Source organism: Brevibacterium sp. LAARM3_SD1 (assembly GCF_057364765.1).
The window spans coordinates 46,839-69,231 of record NZ_JBNFOL010000012.1 but is presented as its reverse complement, the minus strand read 5'-3'; the positions used below and the strand labels follow the sequence as shown (position 1 = coordinate 69,231).

20 protein-coding genes and 1 pseudogene are annotated in these 22,393 nt (G+C 64.7%); 5 read left to right on the top strand and 16 right to left on the bottom strand.

The features are described from left to right. The first annotated feature begins 68 nt into the window (after positions 1-68). Both radA and AC2W7L_RS09075 read left to right on the top strand, forming a co-directional pair. A pseudogene (gene radA, locus AC2W7L_RS09080) lies at positions 69-1,435 on the top strand (DNA repair protein RadA). 43 nt (positions 1,436-1,478) lie between these two features. Further along, positions 1,479-1,871, top strand: a complete 393-nt coding sequence (locus tag AC2W7L_RS09075; protein WP_486004194.1) for a VOC family protein — start codon at positions 1,479-1,481, stop codon at positions 1,869-1,871. A gap of 4 nt (positions 1,872-1,875) precedes the next feature. Here the strand turns inward: AC2W7L_RS09075 and AC2W7L_RS09070 are convergent, their stop codons facing one another. Next, positions 1,876-2,427, bottom strand: coding sequence for a hypothetical protein (locus AC2W7L_RS09070; protein ID WP_486004193.1), 552 nt, complete (start codon positions 2,425-2,427; stop codon positions 1,876-1,878). Positions 2,428-2,711: 284 nt separating this feature from the next. Between AC2W7L_RS09070 and AC2W7L_RS09065 the strand changes: the two genes are divergently transcribed. Further along, a complete protein-coding gene (locus tag AC2W7L_RS09065) occupies positions 2,712-3,743 on the top strand; it encodes an HhH-GPD family protein (RefSeq protein WP_486004192.1) in 1,032 nt (343 codons plus the stop codon). Positions 3,744-3,837: 94 nt separating this feature from the next. Here AC2W7L_RS09065 and AC2W7L_RS09060 read toward each other — a convergent pair whose 3' ends face one another. Further along, positions 3,838-4,422: an amino-acid N-acetyltransferase gene (locus AC2W7L_RS09060; protein WP_486004191.1), complete on the bottom strand. Its 585-nt coding sequence runs from the start codon at positions 4,420-4,422 to the stop codon at positions 3,838-3,840. Between the two features lie 106 nt (positions 4,423-4,528). Then, positions 4,529-7,069, bottom strand: a complete 2,541-nt coding sequence (locus AC2W7L_RS09055) for an ATP-dependent Clp protease ATP-binding subunit (RefSeq protein WP_486004215.1) — start codon at positions 7,067-7,069, stop codon at positions 4,529-4,531. A gap of 150 nt (positions 7,070-7,219) precedes the next feature. Between AC2W7L_RS09055 and AC2W7L_RS09050 the strand changes: the two genes are divergently transcribed. Beyond that, on the top strand, positions 7,220-8,110 hold the full coding sequence (locus tag AC2W7L_RS09050; protein WP_486004190.1) for a macrolide 2'-phosphotransferase: 891 nt from the start codon (positions 7,220-7,222) through the stop codon (positions 8,108-8,110). A gap of 293 nt (positions 8,111-8,403) precedes the next feature. Here AC2W7L_RS09050 and AC2W7L_RS09045 read toward each other — a convergent pair whose 3' ends face one another. The 13 genes from AC2W7L_RS09045 to AC2W7L_RS08985 form a co-directional block, all read right to left on the bottom strand. After that, positions 8,404-8,733 carry a histone-like nucleoid-structuring protein Lsr2 gene (locus tag AC2W7L_RS09045; RefSeq protein WP_092015973.1) on the bottom strand — a complete coding sequence of 110 codons (330 nt, stop codon included), beginning with the start codon at positions 8,731-8,733 and terminating at the stop codon, positions 8,404-8,406. Further along, positions 8,699-8,944: a hypothetical protein gene (locus AC2W7L_RS09040; protein WP_486004189.1), complete on the bottom strand. Its 246-nt coding sequence runs from the start codon at positions 8,942-8,944 to the stop codon at positions 8,699-8,701. The genes AC2W7L_RS09045 and AC2W7L_RS09040 overlap by 35 nt, the downstream gene beginning before the upstream one ends. A gap of 6 nt (positions 8,945-8,950) precedes the next feature. After that, positions 8,951-10,510: a lysine--tRNA ligase gene (gene lysS / locus AC2W7L_RS09035; protein WP_486004188.1), complete on the bottom strand. Its 1,560-nt coding sequence runs from the start codon at positions 10,508-10,510 to the stop codon at positions 8,951-8,953. Positions 10,511-10,554: 44 nt separating this feature from the next. Further along, positions 10,555-11,445, bottom strand: a complete 891-nt coding sequence (locus AC2W7L_RS09030; protein ID WP_486004187.1) for a Rossmann-like and DUF2520 domain-containing protein — start codon at positions 11,443-11,445, stop codon at positions 10,555-10,557. Further along, positions 11,442-13,313, bottom strand: a complete 1,872-nt coding sequence (locus AC2W7L_RS09025) for a PH domain-containing protein (RefSeq protein WP_486004186.1) — start codon at positions 13,311-13,313, stop codon at positions 11,442-11,444. Before AC2W7L_RS09025 ends, AC2W7L_RS09030 begins: the two co-directional genes overlap by 4 nt. Positions 13,314-13,315: 2 nt before the next feature. Then, a complete protein-coding gene (locus AC2W7L_RS09020; protein ID WP_486004185.1) occupies positions 13,316-13,816 on the bottom strand; it encodes a PH domain-containing protein in 501 nt (166 codons plus the stop codon). Beyond that, positions 13,813-14,274, bottom strand: coding sequence for a DUF3180 domain-containing protein (locus AC2W7L_RS09015; protein ID WP_486004184.1), 462 nt, complete (start codon positions 14,272-14,274; stop codon positions 13,813-13,815). Before AC2W7L_RS09015 ends, AC2W7L_RS09020 begins: the two co-directional genes overlap by 4 nt. Positions 14,275-14,302: 28 nt before the next feature. Next, entirely contained in the window at positions 14,303-15,259 is a 957-nt protein-coding gene (gene folK / locus AC2W7L_RS09010; protein ID WP_486004183.1) for a 2-amino-4-hydroxy-6-hydroxymethyldihydropteridine diphosphokinase, read from the bottom strand. Further along, complete coding sequence (folP, locus tag AC2W7L_RS09005; protein ID WP_486004182.1) at positions 15,256-16,134, bottom strand: dihydropteroate synthase; 879 nt, start codon at positions 16,132-16,134, stop codon at positions 15,256-15,258. The genes folK and folP overlap by 4 nt, the downstream gene beginning before the upstream one ends. A gap of 22 nt (positions 16,135-16,156) precedes the next feature. Beyond that, positions 16,157-16,780: a GTP cyclohydrolase I FolE gene (gene folE / locus AC2W7L_RS09000; protein WP_486004181.1), complete on the bottom strand. Its 624-nt coding sequence runs from the start codon at positions 16,778-16,780 to the stop codon at positions 16,157-16,159. Beyond that, positions 16,780-18,954, bottom strand: coding sequence for an ATP-dependent zinc metalloprotease FtsH (gene ftsH, locus AC2W7L_RS08995; RefSeq protein WP_486004180.1), 2,175 nt, complete (start codon positions 18,952-18,954; stop codon positions 16,780-16,782). The genes folE and ftsH overlap by 1 nt, the downstream gene beginning before the upstream one ends. Before the next feature lie 180 nt (positions 18,955-19,134). Beyond that, complete coding sequence (hpt, locus tag AC2W7L_RS08990; RefSeq protein WP_025778026.1) at positions 19,135-19,686, bottom strand: hypoxanthine phosphoribosyltransferase; 552 nt, start codon at positions 19,684-19,686, stop codon at positions 19,135-19,137. 47 nt (positions 19,687-19,733) lie between these two features. After that, the gene (locus AC2W7L_RS08985; protein WP_486004179.1) at positions 19,734-21,005 is read right to left on the bottom strand and encodes an MFS transporter; all 1,272 of its coding nucleotides are present in this window, start codon (positions 21,003-21,005) and stop codon (positions 19,734-19,736) included. Positions 21,006-21,118: 113 nt separating this feature from the next. Between AC2W7L_RS08985 and AC2W7L_RS08980 the strand changes: the two genes are divergently transcribed. Then, positions 21,119-22,393: an amidohydrolase family protein gene (locus AC2W7L_RS08980; RefSeq protein ID WP_486004178.1), complete on the top strand. Its 1,275-nt coding sequence runs from the start codon at positions 21,119-21,121 to the stop codon at positions 22,391-22,393.

Genomic DNA, 22,393 nt, shown 5'->3' with positions numbered 1-22,393 from the left:
TCGGGCGCCCCTTCGCTTGTCAATACTTGCAGAACTGCCATGTCAGCGGCCCGTGCCAGAATTGCGGTATGTCTTTCACATGCTCGGAATGCGGCTATTCGACGGTCAAATGGTTGGGACGCTGCCCCGAATGCCAGGCCTGGGGCACCCTTGAAGAAAAGGGCGCCAACTCGTCGAAGGTGAAGACGAAGGTCAAGAAATCCAGCGCGGCGAAGCCGATCAGCGAGATCGACTCGACGCTCGCGCAGGCGAGATCGACGTTCGTCCCCGAGTTCGATCGGGTGCTCGGTGGTGGCATCGTGCCCGGCGCCGTTGTCCTGCTCTCCGGAGAACCCGGTGTCGGCAAGTCGACGCTGCTGCTCGACGTCGCCGCGAAGATCGCCATGTTCGGGGTCAAGGTTCTGTATGTCACCGGTGAGGAATCCGCCGGTCAGGTGCGGCTGCGCGCCGAACGGATCAATGCCCTGGCCGACTCGCTGCTCCTCGCCGCCGAGACCGATCTGGGGTCGGTACTGGGAATGATCGAATCCGAACAGCCGGAGCTGCTCGTCGTCGACTCGATCCAAACTTTGGCATCCTCCGAGGTCGAAGGCATCCCCGGCGGAGTCACCCAGGTCCGCGAAGTCGCCTCCGCCCTCATCAGGGAAGCCAAGGCCCGATCTTTGCCGACTGTGCTCGTCGGCCACATCACGAAGGACGGCACGATCGCCGGTCCTCGCCTTCTCGAGCACCTCGTCGACGTCGTATGCACTTCGAAGGTGAGAGGCATTCGCGTCTGCGCATGCTGCGCGCGGTGAAGAATCGCTTCGGCCCCACCGACGACGTGGGCTGTTTCGATATGGAGGAGAACGGCATCAAGAGTCTCGAGGATCCATCGGGCCTGTTCCTCTCCCGCAGCGGTGCCAACCCGCCCGGAACGTGCCTGACAGTGACGCAGGAGGGCAAGCGTCCGCTCCTCGTCGAAGTCCAATCGCTCATCACCGAATCCGCCGGCGGCCAGTCCCGTCGGTCCGTCTCCGGAGTCGACTCCTCACGTGTGGCGATGATGCTGGCTGTGCTCAGCCAGAACGTCTCCCAGGCGAACCTCGCCAAGAGCGATGTCTTCACCGCTACGGTCGGCGGAGCGAAGCTGTCGGAACCGGCCAGCGATCTGGCGATCTGCATGTCCCTGGCTTCGGCGCTGCTCGGCAAGCCGCTGGCTCGCCACTTCGTCGCGATCGGCGAGGTCAGCCTGTCCGGAGAGATCCGCAACGTCCCCAATCTCGGCCAACGCCTCAACGAAGCCAAACGTCTGGGCATCACCCATGCCGTCGTGGCCAAGGGCGCGATGACCAATGTGGCGACGCCGGAGAAGATGAAAGTCGAGGAGTGCGAGCACATCGCCGGGGCGGTCGAACTCATGCTGACGAATGGCGCCCTGCGGGAGCAGAAGTGAGAAAGTTCGGGACTTTCGCACGGTTTTGGCGCATCCTGGTGTCATGACCACGACAGTTTTTCCAGCATTCCGGACCACCGATGCGGCAGCGACGATCGAACTGCTGGTCACTCTCGGATTCACCGAAAGACTGCTCGTCCGCAACGAGCAGGATCCAGCACTCGTCGATCATGCCGAATTCGCACTCGGTGACACCGGCGGGATCATGTTCGGCTCGGTCCGCAACGACGGATCAGCACTCGATTCGGTGGGCGGCAGCTCGATCTATGTCGTCGTCGACACCGAACGAGAAGTCGACCGGCTCTACCAGGAGATCGTCGACATGGGGCATGCGATCGTGCGACCGGTTGAGACTCAGGACTACGGTGGCCGCGAATTCGACTTCCGCGACCACGATGGAAACTCCTGGGGAGTCGGGTCCTACCGCGGCGCCTGAGTTTTCAGTCCTGCGGTTCCTCTGACTTCTCCTCATCCGAGGAGTCCTTCTCACCGGTTTCCTCCGCCGACTTCTTCTCCTCGTCGGCCTTCTTCTCCTCCGCGGCCTTCTTCTCCTCGGCCTTCTCGGCGGCGCTCTTTTCGAGGGTGAACTTCGTCGGTTCGCTCTTCTTGTCGTCGAGCTTCACGATGAGCTCATAGTCGCCGGGAGCGAAGTCACTGTCTTCGCGGTTGCAGTTCGAGTCGACCTTGATCCGGTTCCATTTCAACTTCGCGGTCTTCTCCGACTCAGGGGCGAACTCAGTAGAGGCCTCGGCATTCTCGTCCTTTGAGGCCGCGCAGTACTCCGACGACCACACGACGTCGCCGTCCTTTTCGACGATGAATTCCTGTTTCTCGGTGCCGACCTCGATGAGGCACGTGGCGGTGTGTCCGTTCTCGATGACCATGCCGAATTCGGGTTCTTCCCCGTCCTTCACGGATTTCGGATCGACCTTCGCCTTGAGCGAGACCTTGTCCTCGGGGCACTTTCCGCTCGCTGCCTTCTTATCCGGCACCGGTGCGCCGTTGTCGTTTCGGCCGGAGTCGTCTCCTCCGCTGCGACCTTGTCCGATCCGTCGCTGCCGCTGCCGATGGCCTTGACGATGCCGGTGATTCCGAGGACCAGGAGACCCACGACGACGAGGCTGAGCACACCGAGCGTGATGCGGCGTCTGCGGTACACGTGAGCAGGCAGCTTCCCGCTAGACTGGCGAGGCTGCCCGGCAGCCCTGTTCGGCTGCGAACCACGATTGGAAGGAGTCATCGCTTTGAGCCTAGGCAATTGCGAATGAGCATCCAAATGACACACCGAGCCGGTCCCGAATCGAATCTCTCGGGGTCTTCGTCCACCTTCCCCGAGGTGGCCGAACCCGTGCTCAGACGCGTTCAGGACACCATCATCGCCTGGTTCGACGAAGCCGCCCGCGACCTGCCCTGGAGGCATCCGAACACGAGCGCCTGGGCCATTCTCGTCAGCGAGATCATGTCTCAGCAGACCCCCGTATCCCGGGTCGAACCGCGGTGGCGTGCCTGGATGGATCAGTGGCCGACACCTGCCGATCTCGCCGTCGCCCCGACCGCCGAAGTCCTCCACGCCTGGGACCGGCTCGGGTACCCGCGCCGGGCTCTCCGGCTGCAGGAAGCCGCCGAGGTCATCGCGACGGACCTGGACAATGAGGTACCTGAGACGACCGAAGAACTCGAGCGCCTGCCGGGCATCGGGTCCTATACCGCCGCAGCGGTCTCCTCCTTTGCCTTCGGCCGCAAGACGACCGTCTTGGACACGAACGTGCGTCGGGTCCTCATCCGTCTCTTCGCAGGCAGAGAACGCCCCACCACCTCACCCGGTCGGAAGGAGTCCGCGTGGGCGGCCGACTTCGTCCCCGATGAGAAGCATGTGGAGTGGAACACCGCAGTCATGGAGTTCGGTGCCCTCATCTGCACGGCACGCAATCCCGACTGCCCAGCCTGTCCGCTCCAGGACATCTGCACGTGGAACCAGAGGGGCAGACCCGCCTCGGCGACGAAACCGAAGACGCAGAAGTGGGCGGGTACGGATCGACAGCTGCGCGGAGCGATCATGGACGTCCTCAAGGCCGCACATGCCGCCGGGGACGACCAGCATGGCGTCAGCCTCGACGTCTTCACCACCTCGGTGACCGACCTCGATCCCACGCTCATCGATACTCTGGCCGAATCGACGGCCGCAGCGGTGAAGCGAGTGCGTGAACTCAGTGCCGACCAGGACAGGATCTCGCGACTCATCACCGATCTCGTCACCGACGGACTGGCTCAGCTGGCCGATGGCCGATTGGCACTGCCGCACCGGTGATGCCCGGACTAGGGGCTAGGCATTCGCCGTCGCAAGCCGTGAGGCCGCAGCCATAGCCAACACAGGCCGCTGATGGGTGTGCCCCAAATCCGTCTCAGAGGTATTTGATCATCCGCGAGTTGCCCAGGGTGTTCGGTTTGACCCGGGCCAGGTCGAGGAACTCTGCGACCCCCTCATCGGTGGAGTGGAGCAGCTCGACGTAGACCTCGGGCGAAACGGGGATGCCCTTGATCGGCTCAAAGCCGAGCGATCCGAAGAATCCGGTCTCGAACGTCAGGCAGAACACCCTGTCGACACCGATCTCCCGAGCATCGGCGAGCAGCTGTCTGATGATCGCCTTGCCCACTCCCCTGCCCCGGTAGTCCGCTGAAGTGGCGACTGTGCGCGCCTCGGCGAGGTCCGCCCAGATGATGTGCAGGGCACCGCAGCCGGCGAGGATCTCTGACCCGTCGGGCTGGGGGTCGACGACCAGCCAGAACTCCTGCAGAGACTCGAAGTACGTCACCGTGTCCTTGGCGAGCAGGATCCGCTGCTCGGCCAGTGGTGCGACGAGGGCTTCGATGCCTTTGACGTCGCCGGTCCGCGCTCGTCGCAGGTACAGGCCACCGGGAAGTTCGTGTTTGGTGTGGTGGTCCCCGGAGATCCGTCCGTGATCGAAGTCGCCTGCATCAGAGCTCATACCGCCATTCAACACCATCACCGGCGCTGGACACGAAAGAGTCCGGAGAGCCGGCTGCTGCCGACTCCCCGGACTCTTACGCGTTATCCGAGAAGGTGATGAACGATCAGACCGAGGTCTCCGAGGATCCGCTCGATCCGGACGAACCCAAACCTGCGAGTTCGGCCTCGTCATCCTCAGCGGGCTTCAGGCTCTCGGTTTCGATGCCCTCGAAGGTGAACTCGGCGTCCTTTCCTTCACCCTTGACGTCGACCTTGATGGTCTGGCCGCGGCCGATCTCCTTGAACAGGATCTTCTCCGACAGAGTGTCCTCGATCTCGAGCTGGATGGTCCGACGCAGAGGTCGGGCGCCCAGGACCGGATCGTAGCCGCGCTCGGCCAGCAGATCCTTCGCCTCTGCAGTGACGTCTACCTTCATGCCCTGATCGGCCAGGCGCACGTCGAGACGCTCGAGGAAGAGATCCACGATCTTGATGATCTCGGTCATGCTCAGCTGCGGGAACACGATCGTGTCATCAACACGGTTGAGGAACTCGGGACGGAAGTGCTGCTTGAGCTCTTCGTTGACCCGCTGCTTCATCCGGTCGTAGTTGGTCTTCGTGTCACCCTCGACCTGGAATCCGAGCTGGAGTCCACTCGAGATATCACGCGTACCGAGGTTGGTCGTCATGATGATGATGGTGTTCTTGAAGTCCACCTCACGGCCCTGCGAGTCGGTCAGGCGACCGTCCTCGAGGATCTGCAGCAGCGAGTTGAAGATGTCCGAGTGGGCCTTCTCCACCTCATCGAAGAGGACGACCGAGAACGGTTTGCGGCGGACCTTCTCCGTGAGCTGACCGCCCTCTTCGTAGCCGACATAGCCCGGAGGGGAACCGAACAGTCGGGAAACGGTGTGCTTCTCCGAGTATTCGGACATGTCGAGGCTGATGAGCGAGTCCTCATCGCCGAAGAGGAACTCGGACAGCGCCTTGGCCAGCTCGGTCTTGCCGACGCCGGTGGGGCCGGCGAAGATGAACGAACCGGAGGGACGCTTCGGATCCTTCAGCCCGGCGCGGGTACGACGGATCGCGCGCGAGATCGCCTTGACCGCGTCGTCCTGACCGATGACGCGCTTGTGCAGCTCGTCTTCCATCCGCAGCAGACGCGAGGACTCCTCCTCGGTGAGCTTGAAGATCGGAATGCCGGTGGCAGAGGCGAGCACTTCGGCGATGAGATCGGCGTCGACGACCTTCGAGGTGTCGGCGCCGGACTTGCGCCATGCCTCGGTCTGCTCTTCCTTCTCCTTCTGCAGCTTCATCTCGGAGTCGCGCTCCGAGGCTGCCAGTTCGAAGTCCTGAGCATCGATGGCGGCTTCCTTGCGGTGGCGGGCCTCGAGGATCTTCTCCTCGAGGTCACGGACCTCCTGGGGAACCGACAGACGCGAGATGCGCAGCTTGGCGCCGGCTTCGTCGATGAGGTCGATCGCCTTGTCCGGCAGGTACCGGTCGTTGATGTAGCGATCGGACATGTTCACGGCGGCAGCCAGGGCACCGTCGGTGACGGTGACCTTGTGGTGCGCCTCGTACTTGTCCCGCAGACCCTTGAGGATCTCGATCGAATGCGCCAGCGACGGCTCGGGAACCTGGATCGGCTGGAACCGGCGCTCGAGAGCGGCATCCTTCTCGATGTGCTTGCGGTACTCATCCAGAGTGGTCGCGCCGATGGTCTGCAGCTCTCCGCGAGCCAACATGGGCTTGAGGATCGAAGCGGCATCGATCGCGCCTTCGGCGGCACCCGCACCCACCAGGGTGTGGATCTCGTCGATGAACAGGATGATGTCACCGCGGGTGCGGATCTCCTTGAGCACCTTCTTCAGACGCTCTTCGAAATCACCGCGGTAGCGGGAACCTGCGACCAGCGAACCGAGGTCGAGGGTGTAGAGCTGCTTGTCGGTGAGGATCTCGGGCACTTCGCCGTTGACGATGGCCTGCGCGAGTCCTTCGACGACAGCGGTCTTGCCGACACCGGGTTCGCCGATGAGGACCGGGTTGTTCTTTGTGCGACGCGAGAGGATCTGCATCACACGCTGCATCTGCTCGTGGCGGCCGATGACCGGGTCGAGCTTGGCCTCACGGGCCGCAGCTGTGAGGTTGGTGCCGAACTGGTCGAGCACGAGCGATCCCGAGGGGGTTCCCTCTTCGCGACCGCCGGCGGACACGGGCTCCTTGCCCTGGTAGCCCGACAGCAGCTTGATGACTTCCTGGCGGACGCGTCCGAGGTCCGCGCCGAGCTTGACGAGCACCTGCGCGGCAACGCCTTCGCCCTCGCGGATGAGGCCGAGCAGAATGTGCTCGGTGCCGATGTAGCTGTGTCCCAGCTGCAGTGCTTCACGGAGGCTGAGCTCGAGGACCTTCTTCGCCCGAGGGGTGAAGGGAATGTGGCCGCTCGGAGCCTGCTGCCCCTGACCGATGATCTCCTGGACCTGGTCGCGCACCTGCTCGAGGGAGATGTCCATGCCCTCGAGAGCTTTCGCTGCCAGACCTTCACCCTCGTGGATGAGGCCGAGCAGAATGTGCTCGGTGCCGATGTAGTTGTGTTTGAGAAGTTTCGCTTCTTCCTGCGCGAGCACCACAACGCGTCGTGCTCGGTCGGTGAACCGCTCGAACATATTCATCCTCCTCGGTCTTCTGATTCTTCTGAGCCTAACCACCACGAGCGCGGTTCTATTGCAGGTTTCGCCATGAGCCGAAACCGTTTGGCTGTGGGCGAAATTCTCTAGACTCGAGGTCCACACGGCCACGACAGAGAGGTTGCCGACATGTCCACCGATCGTTCGACCATCCGAGACCTCGCCCGGGCCCATGGTCTCGACATCACTGCCGATTCCATCGTCATCAACGAGCTCGGACTCGACTTCCAGGTCGCCATCGCCGAGGCGGTCGACGGAGGTTCCTGGGTGCTCCGGATACCTCGGCGTCCGGATGCCTCCGCCCGTGCCGACGTCGAGGGCCGATTCCTCACTGCCATCGCACCCCACTTGAGTTTCGCGGTCCCCGATTGGAAGATCCACTCGCAGGATCTCATCGCCTACCCTCTGCTGCCGGGAACTCCCGGGCTGACCATCGATGACGACGGAGCGCCGCAGTGGCATTTCGACGTCGAATCCCCCGAATACACCGCGTCGCTCGGATCCGTCCTCGCCGAACTTCACACCGTCGACCCGGCCGTCGTCCGGGACTCCGGGATCCCGGAGTTCTCCCCCGCCGAGCTTCGCCAGCGCAAACGCGACGACATCGACCGAGCCGCCACGGAGTTCGAGGTGGCGCCGGCTCTGCTCCGACGGTGGACAGCGTGGCTCGACGACGACAGCTATTGGCCGACCTTCACCACCGTGACCCATGGAGAGGTGTATCCGGCGCATCAGCTCATGGACGGAGCCGTCAACCGGAGCATCCTCGACTGGACGACGGCGTCGATCGGCGACCCCGCCCGAGACTTCATGTTCCACCACGCCAGCGTCTCGGCTTCGGCATTCGAAGCGACGATGGCTCGGTATGAGGAAGCTGGCGGTCGGGTCTGGCCCCGGTTTGCCGAGCACTGCGGCGAGCTCTATTCGACGTCGCCCGTCGAGCTGGGGCTGTTCGCATTGCAGACAGAGGCGCCGGAATATATGGCTGCAGCACGGGCGCAATTGAACCCGGCCGACTGAATCACCATCATTATCGGCCCGATGTGCAGCAGACTTTCCTCCGCCATAGTTCAGGCTTCCTTGATTCGCAGCTCACTGCGACGAAACATTTGCTCCGCCCATTGATCGTTACGACTTTCAACTACTCTGCACCTGGCAATTGTCTGTGACGCTTCATCACTGCTGTCCTGCCACATCAGCAGATGATGGCATTTGCTAATGCTGGACCACATATAAAAGGCCCGAGGGGCCAGCGAATCAATTCGCTGACCCCTCGGGCCTAATCGGAAGTTATCGGCTTTCGAATGAGCCTCTTACTTCTCCGCTGCTTCGTATGCTTCGACGATCTCCAGCGGGATCCGTCCACGATCACCGAGCTGGTACCCGTTGTTCTGAGCCCACTCGCGGATCTTCGCCGTGTCCCGCTTGGGTCCCGACGAGCCCGCACGACGGCCACGGCCACCGGTGTTGGCTACACGACGTGCTTTGGCGATGAATGGGGCGAACGTTTCACGGAGCTTGTCGGCATTCTCGGTTGAGAGCTCGAGTTCGTACGTTGCCTGGTCGAGGCTGAAACGAACGGTTTCCGCCGCTTCGCTTCCGTCGAAATCATCCGTGAGAACGAGGCGCATTTCCCTTGCCATGTTCACTCTTTTCATAATCAGAGGATTTTGTCGCTGTCATCTTAACATCCGTTTCCGGATTATCGTCGATTCCGCTAACTTCGATCTCTGAATAGTATTTATCAACCTGTTGGCGTTCATTGCGATCTGCGCGGACAATACTCCGGAACACATACCAGAACAGCAATCCCACACAGATCGACGGGAGCAGCGCTTTGATGATATCCAACATCGTAAATCAGCCCTCCTGAGCCGAATCCTCTTGCGAAGAAGCCAGAGGCTTAGTGAATGGGAACAGAATGGTTTCGCGGATTCCCAGACCTGTCAGTGCCATGAGCAGACGGTCGAGGCCCATTCCCATTCCGCCGGTCGGCGGCATTCCGTGCTCCATCGCCATGAGGAAGTCCTCATCGAGGCCCATCGCCTCGTCGTCACCGCGAGCGGCATCCGCAGCCTGAGCTTCGAAGCGCTGCCGCTGGATGATCGGGTCGACGAGCTCCGAATAGCCGGTGGCCAACTCGAAGCCGCGCACGTACAGATCCCACTTCTCCACGACGCCCTCCTTCGTCCGGTGCTCACGCACCAGAGGTGAGGTGTCGACGGGGAAATCGGTGACGAATGTCGGAGCCCAGAGCTTGTCCTGGTAGAAGTGCTCCCACAGCTCTTCGACGTACTTTCCGTGTGAGCGGAAGACACCGCCCAGGTCGACGTTGTTGTCGGCGGCGATCTTGTCGAGGACGTCCAGACCGGTCTCCGGGGTCACCTCGACGCCGGATTCCTCGGACAGGGAGTCGTACATGCTCACAACCGGCCAGTCTCCGCCGAAGTCGTATTCGGTGCCGTCGTCGAGGGTGACGACGAGCGATCCGGTGGCTTCCTGGGCGGCGTTCTGGATGAGGGTCTTCGTCAGATCGGCGATCGAGTGGTAGTCGCCGAAGGACTGGTAGGCCTCGAGCATCGCGAACTCCGGGGAATGAGTGGAGTCTGCTCCCTCATTGCGGAAGTTGCGGTTGATCTCGAAGACGTTCTCGATTCCGCCGACGATCGCCCGCTTGAGGAACAGCTCGGGGGCGATGCGCAGGTACATGTCGATGTCGTAGGCGTTCATATGCGTCTTGAACGGGCGCGCCGAGGCTCCGCCGTGCATGGTCTGCAGCATCGGCGTCTCGATCTCGACGAAGTCCTGGTCGGCGAAGGTCCGCCGCAGCGACGACATCACCTTCGAACGCGTGAGCATGGTCTCGCGAGCCTGTTCGCGGGTGATGAGGTCGAGGTAGCGCTGACGGACGCGGGTGTCCTCGGCGAGCTCGGTGTGCAGGCCGGGCAGCGGACGGATGGCCTTCGATGCCATGGTCCAGGAATCCGCGAGCACGGAGACCTCACCGCGCTTGGACTTGATGACGCGGCCGTGCAGGAACAGGAAGTCGCCGAGGTCGACGTCGGTCTTGAAGTCATCCAGGCGCTCCTGACCGACTTCGCGCAGCGAGAGCATGCCCTGCAGACGGGTGCCGTCACCGGCCTGCAGCGTGACGAAGCAGAGTTTGCCGGTGGTGCGGACGAAGACGACGCGGCCGATGACGCCGACGATGTCGTCGGTCTCCTCCCCCGCTTCGAGTCCGTCGTGGGCAGCGCGGACCTCGGCGAGGCTGTGGGTGCGGGGCACCGTGACGGGGTAGGCATCGGTTCCGTCATCGAGGAGACGCTGGCGCTTGTCCTTTCGGATCCGGATCTGTTCCGGATCGAGGTGTTCGGGTGAAAGGTCTGCGTTCTCAGGTGTCTTCGAGTCGGTGTTCGCCATGCTTCAAGGCTACCGTGGACGGGCCGTACGGGGGAATTCGGCGGTCAGTCCAGAGCGGTCAGGATCTGCTGTGCCTGGGCTTCTGTGATCCGCCCCATTGCCAGGGCCTTCGCGGCCGTCGACCGGGCGAGTGCGATGTAGCTGTTGCGCACGGACGGGTTCGACCGGCTGAGGCTGAATTCGGTCAACGCCGCCAGGTGCGCTTCGACGGTTCCGACGTCACCGCGGCTGATCGGTCCGGTCAGCGCCTTGGGCCCGTTCTGCATGGTGTTGGCGACGCTGGCATCGACGAGGGTGTGGAGAACCGCCGAGGGATCGGCGACCCCCGCCTCGGCGAGCAGCTCCATGGCTTCGGTGAGGATCGTGATCGAATGGTTCGACGCATGGGTGATGGCCGCATGGTAGAGGGGACGGTCCGCCTCGGCGATGTCGATCGGTTCGGCACCGAGTTCGACGACGAGGGCCTCCCCCACCGGACGGATCGGGGCCGGGGCCGTGACAGCGATCGTCGCCTGCCGCAGCCGGCTGAGATCAACTTCGGTTCCGGTGAACGTCAGCGACGGGTGCAGGGCGATGGGCAGAGCGCCGAGGCTGGTCCCGGCTTCGAGGGCCTCCGTTCCGTACCGGCCGGAGCAGTGCATGAGGATCTGCCCGGCGTGGATGCGTCCGAGGTTCGCCAGGCCGGTCACCAAGGGTGCGATCTCGTCATCAGGGACGGCGATGAGGACGAGTTCGGCGCGCTCGGTGATCTCGTCCGGGTCGAGGACGGGCACTCCGGGAAGCATCTCCTCGGCGCGTTCGAGGCTCGCCGCCGAAGTGGCGCTGACGCCGATGATCGCATGCCCGGCCTGCCGCCAAGCGGCTCCGATGCTGGCTCCGACTCGGCCGCAGCCGATGATTCCGATGCCCAGCCTCGGTGCGTCGCTCTGGCTCATCCGTCGTCCTCCTCGAGGGTCTGTGTGCGGTTGGTGTGGCCGCTCTTCGCGGCCGCGTCGAAGGTCTGGCGGGCGATCCGGGTGCGTTCGGCATGTTCGGTGAAGAAGCGTTTGGCTCCGTCCGCGCTCTGGTGCTTCACGAGCGGGGTGATGGGTCCGGCGGTCGAATGCACGGCCACCGTGCCCAGCTTCAGCGCCCGCATCAGCGGTCCCTGATAGTAGCTCAGGGATTGGACGCGGACATGGGGAACGAAGTCGACGCGGCGGTCGAGGATGCCCAGGCGCAGCACGAGCATGGAATCGGTGAGCGCATAGGCCCGTCGTCTCCACACGAGCGGATCGACCAGTCGTGACGATCGCGGCTGCGGCTGGAACAGCTCTTCGGCCGCGGCCGCGTTCGGGTCGGCGGACTTCCGGTCGTACATCGCCGAGCGCACCAAGGTGTCGGCACCGATGTCATCGGGCAGCTGCGGGTCCGGCAGGGAGAGCCCGACCATGAGCAGTGCCTGATCGATGTCTCCGACAGGCAGCAGCAGGTTCGATTCGGTTTTGCCGCCGTCGCTGGCGATGTTGAATTGGGCCTCCCACCAGCCGGCCCACCGCCACAGCAGCGGCTGGTGCAGTGCCACCGCCTGGATGCGGTCGAGCGGAATGACCTTGCGAGAGGTGGAGAAGAGTCCGTGGTTGACGGCCAGCCCGTTCTCGCCGAGGCGGACGACGAAGTTCGCATTGTCGAGGTTCTTCCGGAACACGGAGAACGCCGCGAAGACACCGGGCAGAACACCGACGAGGATCGGGATGAACGCCTCTTTGATTCCGAAGGCCAAGAGCACGATCGCCGTGATGACGACGACGATGACGACGCCCACGGACACCAGGGTCTCGGTCTTGAGCAGGGAGGAGACGACGACCCGGTGGACGGGCACCCGGATGATCTCGCCCTCGTCGCCCACCCGCGGACTGAGGTTGTACGGGGCGAGCAGATCGCCGAGGCTGGATTCGGCTTCACCGGAGACTTCATCGGCAAAGTAACCCAGCCGTTTGGTCAGCCGCACACCGAGGCTGTCGCCGCCCCGTTCGGGAACCGAGAGATCGGCTCCGGCCTGCCCGCTGGACCTTGAGGTGCCGCTGTCGTCGGCGGCGCCCGCCATGGCCGGCACGGACGGCCCCGCAGCGAGATGCGCTGCCGCACCATCGGTCGGCACCTCAGACCCAGCCGAACCGGCACCAGCCGACGCGGACGCCGACGAAGCGGATCCAGGTGTGCCGGGGGCGGCCTCGGTGCGGGTGTGCCCCTGCCTGCGGGAGCGGACGGCGGCCAGCAGTTCGTCACGCAGCTCTTCGGCCCGCTTCTTCGACAGGTACTTCAGGGAGATGTTCGAGTCGGTGCCCCCGGCGACGTCGAAGACGAGTTCGGCCATTCCCAGCAGGCGCGGCAGCAGCTTCTGCTGCAGGTCGATGGACTGCACGCGGTCGAGTCGGGCCTTGCGCAGCTTCTTCGACAGCAGTCCGCGCCGATAGTAGATCGCTTCGGCGTCGACGCGGTAGCCCATGACGCGCCACGCCAACCAGCTGAAGAGAGCGGTGAGCAGGAGGACGAGGACGATCCCGCCGACGACAGCGAGGATGACCAGCGGATGGGCGCCCAGCCATTCGGCGAAGGTGAGGTTGACGGAACGACCGGAGGCCAGGTCTTCGACGGCGCTCTGGAAGAAGTTCTGCAGACCGTAGGCCGCGGCGATGAAGATGCCGACGAGGACGCCGAGGCTCTCGAGGATCGGCGTCAGCGGATGGACACGGTGCCAGACCTCCGGCACGGCCGCCTCGGTGGTGGTGTCCGGATTGTCGAACGAGGGTTCGTCGCTCATCGTCACAGTCCGGCCAGGTTGGCCTGGCCGAGTCCGGCGAGGCTGTCGCGCAGGCGATCGGCTTCGGCGCGGGGCAGTCCGGGGATCGTCGCGTCGGTCGCGGCGGAGGCGGTGTTGAGTTTGACGGTGGCCAGGCCGAACATGCGGTCGATGGGGCCGGCGTCGACGTCGACGAATTGGAGCCGACCGTAGGGCACGACGGTGGCGCGATGGAACATGATGCCGCGGCGGACGAGCAGGTCGTCCTCACGTTCGGCATAGCCGATGGCGCGAGCTTGGCGGAGGATGATGACCGTTGAGATGATGCCGTAGACGAGGACGGCGATCCAGACCAGATGCAGCCAGGGCACTTCGGAGTTGAAGATGATCGCGAAGACCAGGGCGGCGACGAGCAGCGGAACGAGCAGCGTCAGTGAGGCCAGGACCTCCTTCAGCCCGTACTTCGGGCTGACCCGGTTGAAGGGCACATCGGCTCCGATGGAGAAGGAGAGGTCGCGGTTCATGCTGTTTCAGCTCCCGGCGGGTCTTGAGGTGGGATCTCGCAGAATCCCTCGACGATCATTCCGACGATCATGAGCACGGCGGCGGCGATCATTGCGACAAGCATACCTGCGGCCAGATCGTTGCGGATCCCCGGTGCCGACAGGAAGTAGTACCCCGCGTTTCCGAGATACCAGCCGGAGAGTCCGGCCCCCGTCAGGGCGCTGGCCTTGGCCATGATCGCGACTCTCGCCGCCTGGAGCGGGTCGATCTCCTTCGTCCGGTCCCCGTCGTTCCACTTCTTGATGGGCCAGCCGAGCAGAAACAGGATGGCGGCGAGGACGAGCATGCCGATGACGGCGAACCATGGCAGACCGGGCAGTGAGAACCCCTGGCTTTCGAGCACCACGTCGACCACGATCGCGAGAACCGTGCCGATGACGGCCCAGACGGCGAGGGTGGACGACGAGGTTCTCTGCATGGTTCCCAGTCTCTCAGATCGCGGGCGGTTATCCAGAGGTGATCCGGGAGATGTCCTGGTCGTCGAGTTCGGCCAGAACCGCGCTGATGGGGCGGCGCCCCTGCGGAGTGTCGATGAGTGTGTCGCCGACGAGTTCGGCCCAGGGGGCGAGGACGAAGGCGCGTTCATGGGCACGCGGGTGCGGCAGCGTCAGTCGCGGGGTCTGACTGCGCAGCTCTGCTTCCTCGCCTCCGAAGCGGATGAGGTCGATGTCGAGGGTGCGCGGTCCCCACCTCAGTTCGCGCGTCCGCCCGCAGGCGACTTCGATCCCCTGCGCCACCGAGAGCAGTTCGAGCGCCGGCAGCGTGGTGGTCACCAGCACTCCGAGGTTGAGGAAGTCGTCCTGTTCGACTCCGCCCCAGGGCGCGGTGCGGAAGAGGGAGGACCGGGACGTGACGGTGATTTCCGGGTGCCGGTCGAGGGCGGCCACCGCCTGGTCGAGGGTGTCCGCGGCATCGCCGAGGTTCGCCCCGAGATTGAGATACGCAGCGGTCTCCCCGCCGTCCGAAGCTGCCGCAGGGGGCACAGCGTGCACGGCGTTCGCAGCGGTGGCGAACTCCCCCGCCGAGGCGGTGCTGCGGAATCGTTCGACGCGGATGCGCACATCGTCGAAGGTCCGTTGGATCGGTGCGGAGGGTTTGTGGACGACGACTTCGACGTGCTCGCACAGGCTCAGGCAGTGATCGGCGATGCGTTCGGCCAGCGTTTCGATGAGGTCGAAGGTGTTGTTCTCGACGATTCCCGCGACATCCTCGGCGAGTTCACCGTAATGGATCGTCTCGGCGAGGTCGTCGGTGGCTGCGGCGCGCTCCACCGAGGTGTGGAGGGTGACGTCGATGACGAAATCCTGACCCTCGCGCTTCTCGAAGTCGAAGACGCCGTGGTTGCCACGGACCGTGAGCCCGCGCAGTTCGATGCGGTCGGGAGCCGCCTCGGTGCCGGTCACCGTCCGACTCCATCGGTGCCGGCATTCGCTGCGTGGTTCGCGGCTGCGGAGTGTTCCCTGACCGCGGCGATGACCTTGCAGGCGACCGCCGAGGTGGCCGGATCGTGGACGCGGACCGCCCAGGCGCCGGCCTGTGCGGAGATCGCGGAGATCGTGGCCGTGGCCTGATCCTTCGCCGCCTGTTCGGCCTGCTTCGGGTCGTCGGGGCTGAGCAGGGAGGCGATGAAGCGCTTCCGGCTGGCGGCGACGAGGAGCCGGTGGTCGAGGGCGGAGAATGCGTCGAGAGCTGAGAGCAGCTGCCAGTTGTGTTCGGCGTTCTTCGAGAATCCGAGACCGGGGTCGACGATGATGTTCGCCGGTTCGACGCCCACGGCGATGGCTTCGTCGATGCGGGTGCGCAGTTCAGCGATCACCTCGGCGACGACATCGTCGTAGTGGAAGGTCGCCGAGGCCTGATCGAGGTAGCCGCGCCAGTGCATGAGCACGATGGGTGCTCTGGTCTCGGCGGCGACGCTGAGCATGGTGGGATCCGACTGCCCGGCGGAGACGTCGTTGATGATGTGGGCCCCGGCTGCCAGAGATTCCGCGGCGACCTGGGCACGCATCGTGTCGACGCTGATGACGGCTCCGGCTGCGGCGAGCTCACGGACGACCGGGACGACTCGGCGCAGCTCTTCGGTCTCGTCGACGCGGGCCGATCCCGGACGCGTCGACTCGCCTCCGACATCGATGATGTCGGCACCATTGGCCATGAGTTCGAGTCCGTGGGCGACGGCCCGGTCGTGGTCGAACCACAGTCCGCCGTCGGAGAAGGAGTCGGGGGTGACGTTGAGGACGCCCATGATCTGCGTCGTCTTCGCGGCTGTTTCGTCCATCGCTGTGATCCGTGTTCTGGCCTCAGCGACCGAGGATGAGACTCATCGCTTCTGCTCGTGAGGCGCTTTCGCGCAGCTGCCCGCGCACTGCGGAGGTGATCGTCGAAGCGCCGGGTTTGCGGACGCCGCGCATGGTCATGCACAGGTGTTCGGCTTCGACGACGACGATGACGCCGCGCGGGTCGAGATGGTCGACGAGGGCATCAGCGATCTGCGAGGTCAGACGCTCCTGCACCTGCGGGCGACGAGCATAGATCTCGACCAGGCGGGCCAACTTCGACAATCCCGTGACCTTGCCGTTCATGCTCGGGATATAGCCGATATGGGCGACACCGTGGAAGGGCACGAGGTGGTGTTCGCAGGTGGAGTACAGGTCGATATCGCGGACGAGGACGAGTTCCTCGTGGCTGATGTCGAAGGTGACGTCGAGGACTTCCGCCGGGTCGCGGTGGAGTCCGGCGAAGATCTCCTCATAGGCCCGAGCCACTCGGCCCGGAGTCTCGAGCAGACCCTCCCGGTCGGGGTCTTCGCCCACGGCGATGAGGATCTCACGCACAGCAGCGGCGATGCGCTCCTGGTCGACCTTGTTCTCCTGCCCCGAAGGGGCGGGGCCGAGACCGGCGGAGACCTCTTCGATATCGGCCATCAGTCGTTGTTCCCTCTGTCGTCGTTCGTGCCATTCGTCGTCGGTCCCCCGGTTCCGGGACCGCCCGTGCCGGGTCCTCCGGTCGGTCCGCCCGTCGGACCGGTGGGGCCGTTCGGGTTCTCGGGTCCCGGCGGGTTGTTCGGCACATGGGGTCCGCTGACTCCCGTGGGTCCGGCTCCGGGGATGTCGGTGGTGTCCACCTCGGCGCCGGTCGACCCGTCACCCTCGCTGCGCTCACTCTGCGGTGCGGGAGGATCGATGGGGCCGCGTTCGGACACGGGACGATCATCGTGGGCCAGCCACACTTCGCGAGTGGCGCGTTTGACGACGGGTGCGAAGATCTCCTCGAGGGCGGCCTGGTCCAGCGTTTCGCGTTCGAGCAGCTGGTAGGCGAGGTTGTCGAGGACATCGCGGTTGTGCGTCAGCGCCCAGTAGGCGTCGGCGTGCGCGGCGTCGATGAGGCCGCGGACTTCGCGATCGATCGAGGACAGGGTCGAATCCCCGTATTCGTCGCCGCCGCCGTAGCCGCGCCCGGCGAAGGGCTCGGACTGGTCGTCGCCGATCTTGACCATGCCGAGCTTCTCGCTCATTCCGTACTGGGTGACCATCTTCCGGGCGATGTTCGTCGCCTTCTCGATGTCATTGCTGGCGCCGGTGGTCGGGTCGTGGAAGACGATCTCCTCGGCCACGCGCCCGCCCATGGCGTAGGCGAGCTGGTCGAGCAGCTCGTTGCGCGTCGTCGAGTACTTGTCCTCGCTGGGCAGCACCATCGTGTAGCCCAGTGCGCGTCCGCGCGGGAGGATCGTCACCTTGGTGACGGGGTCGGTCTGGTTCATGGCCGCGGCGACGAGGGCGTGCCCGCCCTCGTGGTAGGCGGTGACGAGGCGTTCCTTGTCCTTCATCAGTCGGGTCCGCTTCTGCGGGCCGGCGATGACCCGGTCGATGGCTTCGTCGAGGATCCGGTTGTCGATGACCTTCGCGTTCTCGCGTGCGGTGAGCAGGGCCGCCTCGTTGAGGACATTGGCCAGGTCGGCACCGGAGAATCCGGGGGTCCTCTTCGCGACCTGACCGAGGTCGACCTCGTCGGCCAGCGGCTTGTCTGCGGCGTGGACCTCGAGGATGTGCTTGCGGCCTTTCATGTCCGGGGCTTCGACGGGGATCTGCCGATCGAAGCGGCCGGGGCGCAGCAGCGCCGGATCGAGGACGTCGGGACGGTTGGTCGCGGCGATGAGGATGACGTTGGTCTTGACGTCGAATCCGTCCATCTCGACGAGCAGCTGGTTGAGCGTCTGTTCGCGTTCATCGTGTCCGCCGCCCATGCCGGCGCCGCGCTGGCGGCCGACGGCGTCGATCTCGTCGATGAAGATGATGCAGGGGGCGTTCGACTTCGCCTGCTCGAACAGATCGCGCACACGGGAGGCACCGACGCCGACGTACATCTCGACGAAGTCGGAACCGGAGATCGAGTAGAACGGGACTCCGGCCTCACCGGCGACGGCCTTAGCCAGCAGCGTCTTGCCCGTACCGGGCTGACCGTAGAGGAGCACGCCCTTGGGGATCTTCGCTCCCACGGCCTTGAACTTCTCCGGTTCGGCGAGGAACTCCTTGATCTCTTCGAGCTCCTCGAGGGCCTCGTCGACTCCGGCGACGTCCTTGAAGGTGACGTCAGGGTTCTCCTTGTTGACGAGCTTCGCCTTCGACTTGCCGAAGTTCATCATCTTCCCGCCCGACATCTGCGAGATGAGGAACCAGAAGACGACGAAGATGATGACGAACGGGATGAGCGTGCCCAGCAGCGACATCAGCCAGCTCTGCTTGGGCACCTCGTCGGTGAAGCCCTTCTCCGGACCGGCTGAGTCGACGGCCTTGACGACCTGCTCGCCGCGCTGTTCGACGTAGAAGAACTGGACCTTCTTGCCGAAGTCCTTGTCGTCGACCTTGAAGTCGTCCTTGAGAGTGAGGTCGACGCGCTGGTCCTTGTCGACGATCTTGGCCTGCTCGACCTTGTCGTCCTCAAGCAGCTGCAGACCCTGTTCGGTGTCGATCTGGCTGAACCCGGACTGGCTGAACAGCAGAGCACCGACCGATACGACGAGCAGCGCCAGGACGATCCAGACCAATGGGCCCTTCGTCGCCTTGTTCAGCAGTGGGCGACGTTTGTTCGACTCGGCCATAAGTCCTCTCAGGAAAAAGATGTGGGCAACCGTTTCAGGCTACCGAGGCTGCCTGGGAACATCCCCCACAGCCTAGTACTTCGCACCCCTATAGCCCGAATGCACGGCGAATCTATTCCGTCACAGACCCCGGACCCTGCCCGGGTTCGCCGCGGGCGTAAAGATGCGATGCGGTCAGGCTCAGCTGTAGACGTGCTGAGCCAGTGTCGCAACGAACGGCACGTTGCGGTACTTCTCCGCGTAGTCGAGGCCGTAGCCGATGACGAATTCGTTGGGCACATCGAAGCCGACGTACTTGACGTCGATGTCGACCTTGACGGCTTCGGGCTTGCGCAGCATCGTGCAGATCTCGACGGTGGCCGCGCCGCGGGTGCGCAGGTTCTGGACCAGCCAGGACAGAGTGAGACCGGAGTCGATGATGTCTTCGACGATGAGCACGTGACGATCGGTGAGATCGGTGTCGAGATCCTTGAGGATCCGCACGACGCCGGAGGACTTTGTGCCCGAACCGTACGAGGACACAGCCATCCAGTCCATCGTCACCGGCGAGTGCAGGGCACGGGCGAGGTCGGCCATGACCATGACGGCCCCCTTGAGGACGCCGACGAGGAGGATGTCCTTGTCTTTGTAGTCTTCATCGATGGCGGCGGCCAATTCAACGAGTCGTGCGGCTATCTGCTCTTCCGAGACGAGTACTTTTTCGATGTCATTGCCGAGATCGTTGATGTCCACGAGTGTCGATTCTCCTCAGAAACGGGTCCTTGAGATTCCATTATGGGTCACTTTGCCTCGCCGGTGCCACTGTGCCCGGAAGTCGGCGCCAGTTCGTCGTCGACGGCCCCCGGACCCGCCGACAGCCAGCCGGTGATCGCCATGAGCGCGGAGATGATGACCATGAACCACAGCGGCACCTGCCAACCGCCGGTGACGCCGAGCAGTCCGCCCACGGCCAGCGGACACAGCGCGGCGAGCACATAGCCCGACGATTGCACGAAAGCCGAGGTCGAGGCCGTGACCGAGACCTCGCGGGTCCGAGAGGTGATGAGCGCCAGCGCGGCGGGGAACGCGAATCCGCCGTAGCCGAGCAGAACCGCCCACAGCCAGGGAGTGGTGGCCGGGCTGAGCAGCAGTCCTGTATAGCCGGCGACGGCGCTGGCGCCGAAGGAGACGAGGAAGGCGCGCGGGGCGATGCCCCGCACGATGATCTGCGGAGCGAGGAATCCGCCCGGCAGACCGCCGAAGGTCACGATCGTGAGCATGATCCCGGCGAGGAACGGGTCGAGTCCGGCGTCGCGGTAGATCTGCGGCAGCCACCCGAACTGGAGGTAGGCATTGGCCGATTGGAGACCGAAGAACATCGCCATGTACCGCGCCTTGGGCGAGGTGAAGACCGCTCGCCGAGGCGGTGCTGCGGTCCGTTCTCCTCCGGGCTCGGCCGCCTGGCCGGAGAGGACGGGCACGGATTTCAGGCTCCGCAGCACCGACCACGTGATGAGCGCGGAGAAGGGCAGGATCATCCAGAATCCGAGGCCGAAGCGCCAACTGCCGAACTGTTCGGCCAGGGGCGCAGTCAGCAGCGAGGGCAGCATCGAACCGAGTCCCAGCGAGACGGTGAAGGTCGTCGCGCCCAGGGTGGGCCGGTGCGGGAAGCGGGACTTGACGTAGACGGGCAGGATGACGTTGCCGATCGACATTCCGGCCAGGGAGAGGACCGTGAGCAGTGCGAAGGCCACCCATTCGGTGACGATCGCGCGCAGGCCGACGCCTACGACGATGAAGGCGGCGCTCATGGCCAGGGCTGTGAACAGTCCGAGTCGTTTGAGCAGGGGCACGGCGATGATGCCGCAGATGGCGAAGACGAGGCCCGGCAGAGCGGTGAGCAGACCGGTCTGCCATTCGGCCAGAGAGAATCCGTCCGTGACTTCGGAGAGCACGGGGCCCAGCGAGGAGGCGGCCGGGCGCAGTGAGGCGGCGATGAGGACGAGGCAGGCCAGGGCCAGAACGTCGAGGCCGCGGGAGCGTCGGAACCCCTGCTCGGGCGAAGTCGTCATGGCCTCATCCTTTCAGACCGCCGCGGTCGTCGTGCACGCGGGCCGCGGGTGCGCAATCGGACACAACCGCAGATGGTATACCATCCGATGATCGACTGTCGTAGGCTGAGCACATGATCGTTGTGAAGAATGTGCGCCTCTTCCCGCGCACTCCCGATGCTCCCGCCGTCGATGTCGAGATCACCGAGGGCCGGTTCTTCCGCATCTCCCGCGCCGAGGATGCCGCCCACGGTTCCACTGCACCGGGAACCGGGACTGGGTCGACGGGGGCGGAGGTCATCGACGGTGCGGGACGGATCCTGCTGCCCAGCCTCGGCGATGTCCACGCTCATCTGGATTCGAATCGGATGGGCCAGACGTTCCGGCCGCACACCGCCGACGGCACTCTGCACGGCTACATCGTGAACGATCGGGAGAACTGGCGAGGCGGCGAGCGCAGCGTCGCCGATCAGGCCGCGTTCGCGATTGCGAAGATCGTCGCCTCCGGAGGCACGCGCATCCGCTCGCATGCTCAGGTCGACGCCGACTGCGGGCTCGAACGCTTCCACGGGGTCAAGGCAGCGCTCGAGGCTCATGCCGATGTCCTCGATTTCCAGATCGTCGCCTTCCCGCAGGCCGGAATCGTGAAGGAGCAAGGCGTCCGGGAGCTGCTCGATGCGGCTCTGGCCGAGGGCGCGGACCTCGTCGGCGGGCTCGATCCGCTGCTCTACGACCGGGATCCGGCAGAGCACCTCGACACCGTGTTCGCTCTGGCCGACAAGCACGGCAAGGGCATCGACATTCACCTCCACGAGGCGGGCACCGCGGGACTGTTCTCGCTCGAGGAGATCGCGGCCCGCACCAGAGCCGCTGGCATGGCCGGCCAGGTCACGGTCTCCCATGCGTTCGCTCTCAACACGAATCCGGAGCAGGAGGTCGCCCGGGCCCTCGAGGCCCTCGCCGAGGCGGGAGTGGCCCTGACGACGGTTGCCCCGGCCAAGGGGGTGCTGCCGCAGGCGCTCATCCGTGAGCGCTGCTTGGCTCTGGGACTCGGCGAGGACGGGCAGAGGGACTATTGGAGCCCGTACGGTGACGGTGATCTGCTGCGTCGGACCTGGCAGCTGGCGTTCACGAACGGGTTCCGTGCCGATGCCGATATCGAAGGCTGCCTCGACATCGCCTCCCGCGGTGGCGCTCAGGTCATGGCCGGTGCCCGCCCCGACGGTTCGGCGCTGGCCGACGATGCCCGATTCGGTCTGGGTGTGGGTGCTCCCGCCGACTTCGTGCTCGTCCCGGCCGATACGGTCACCTCGGCGATCATGGACTGCCCGCAGGATCGGGACGTGTTCAAGGCGGGTCGGCTCATCGCCTCCGGCGGAGAGCTGACAGGCGGTGCCAGGCTGAGCTGA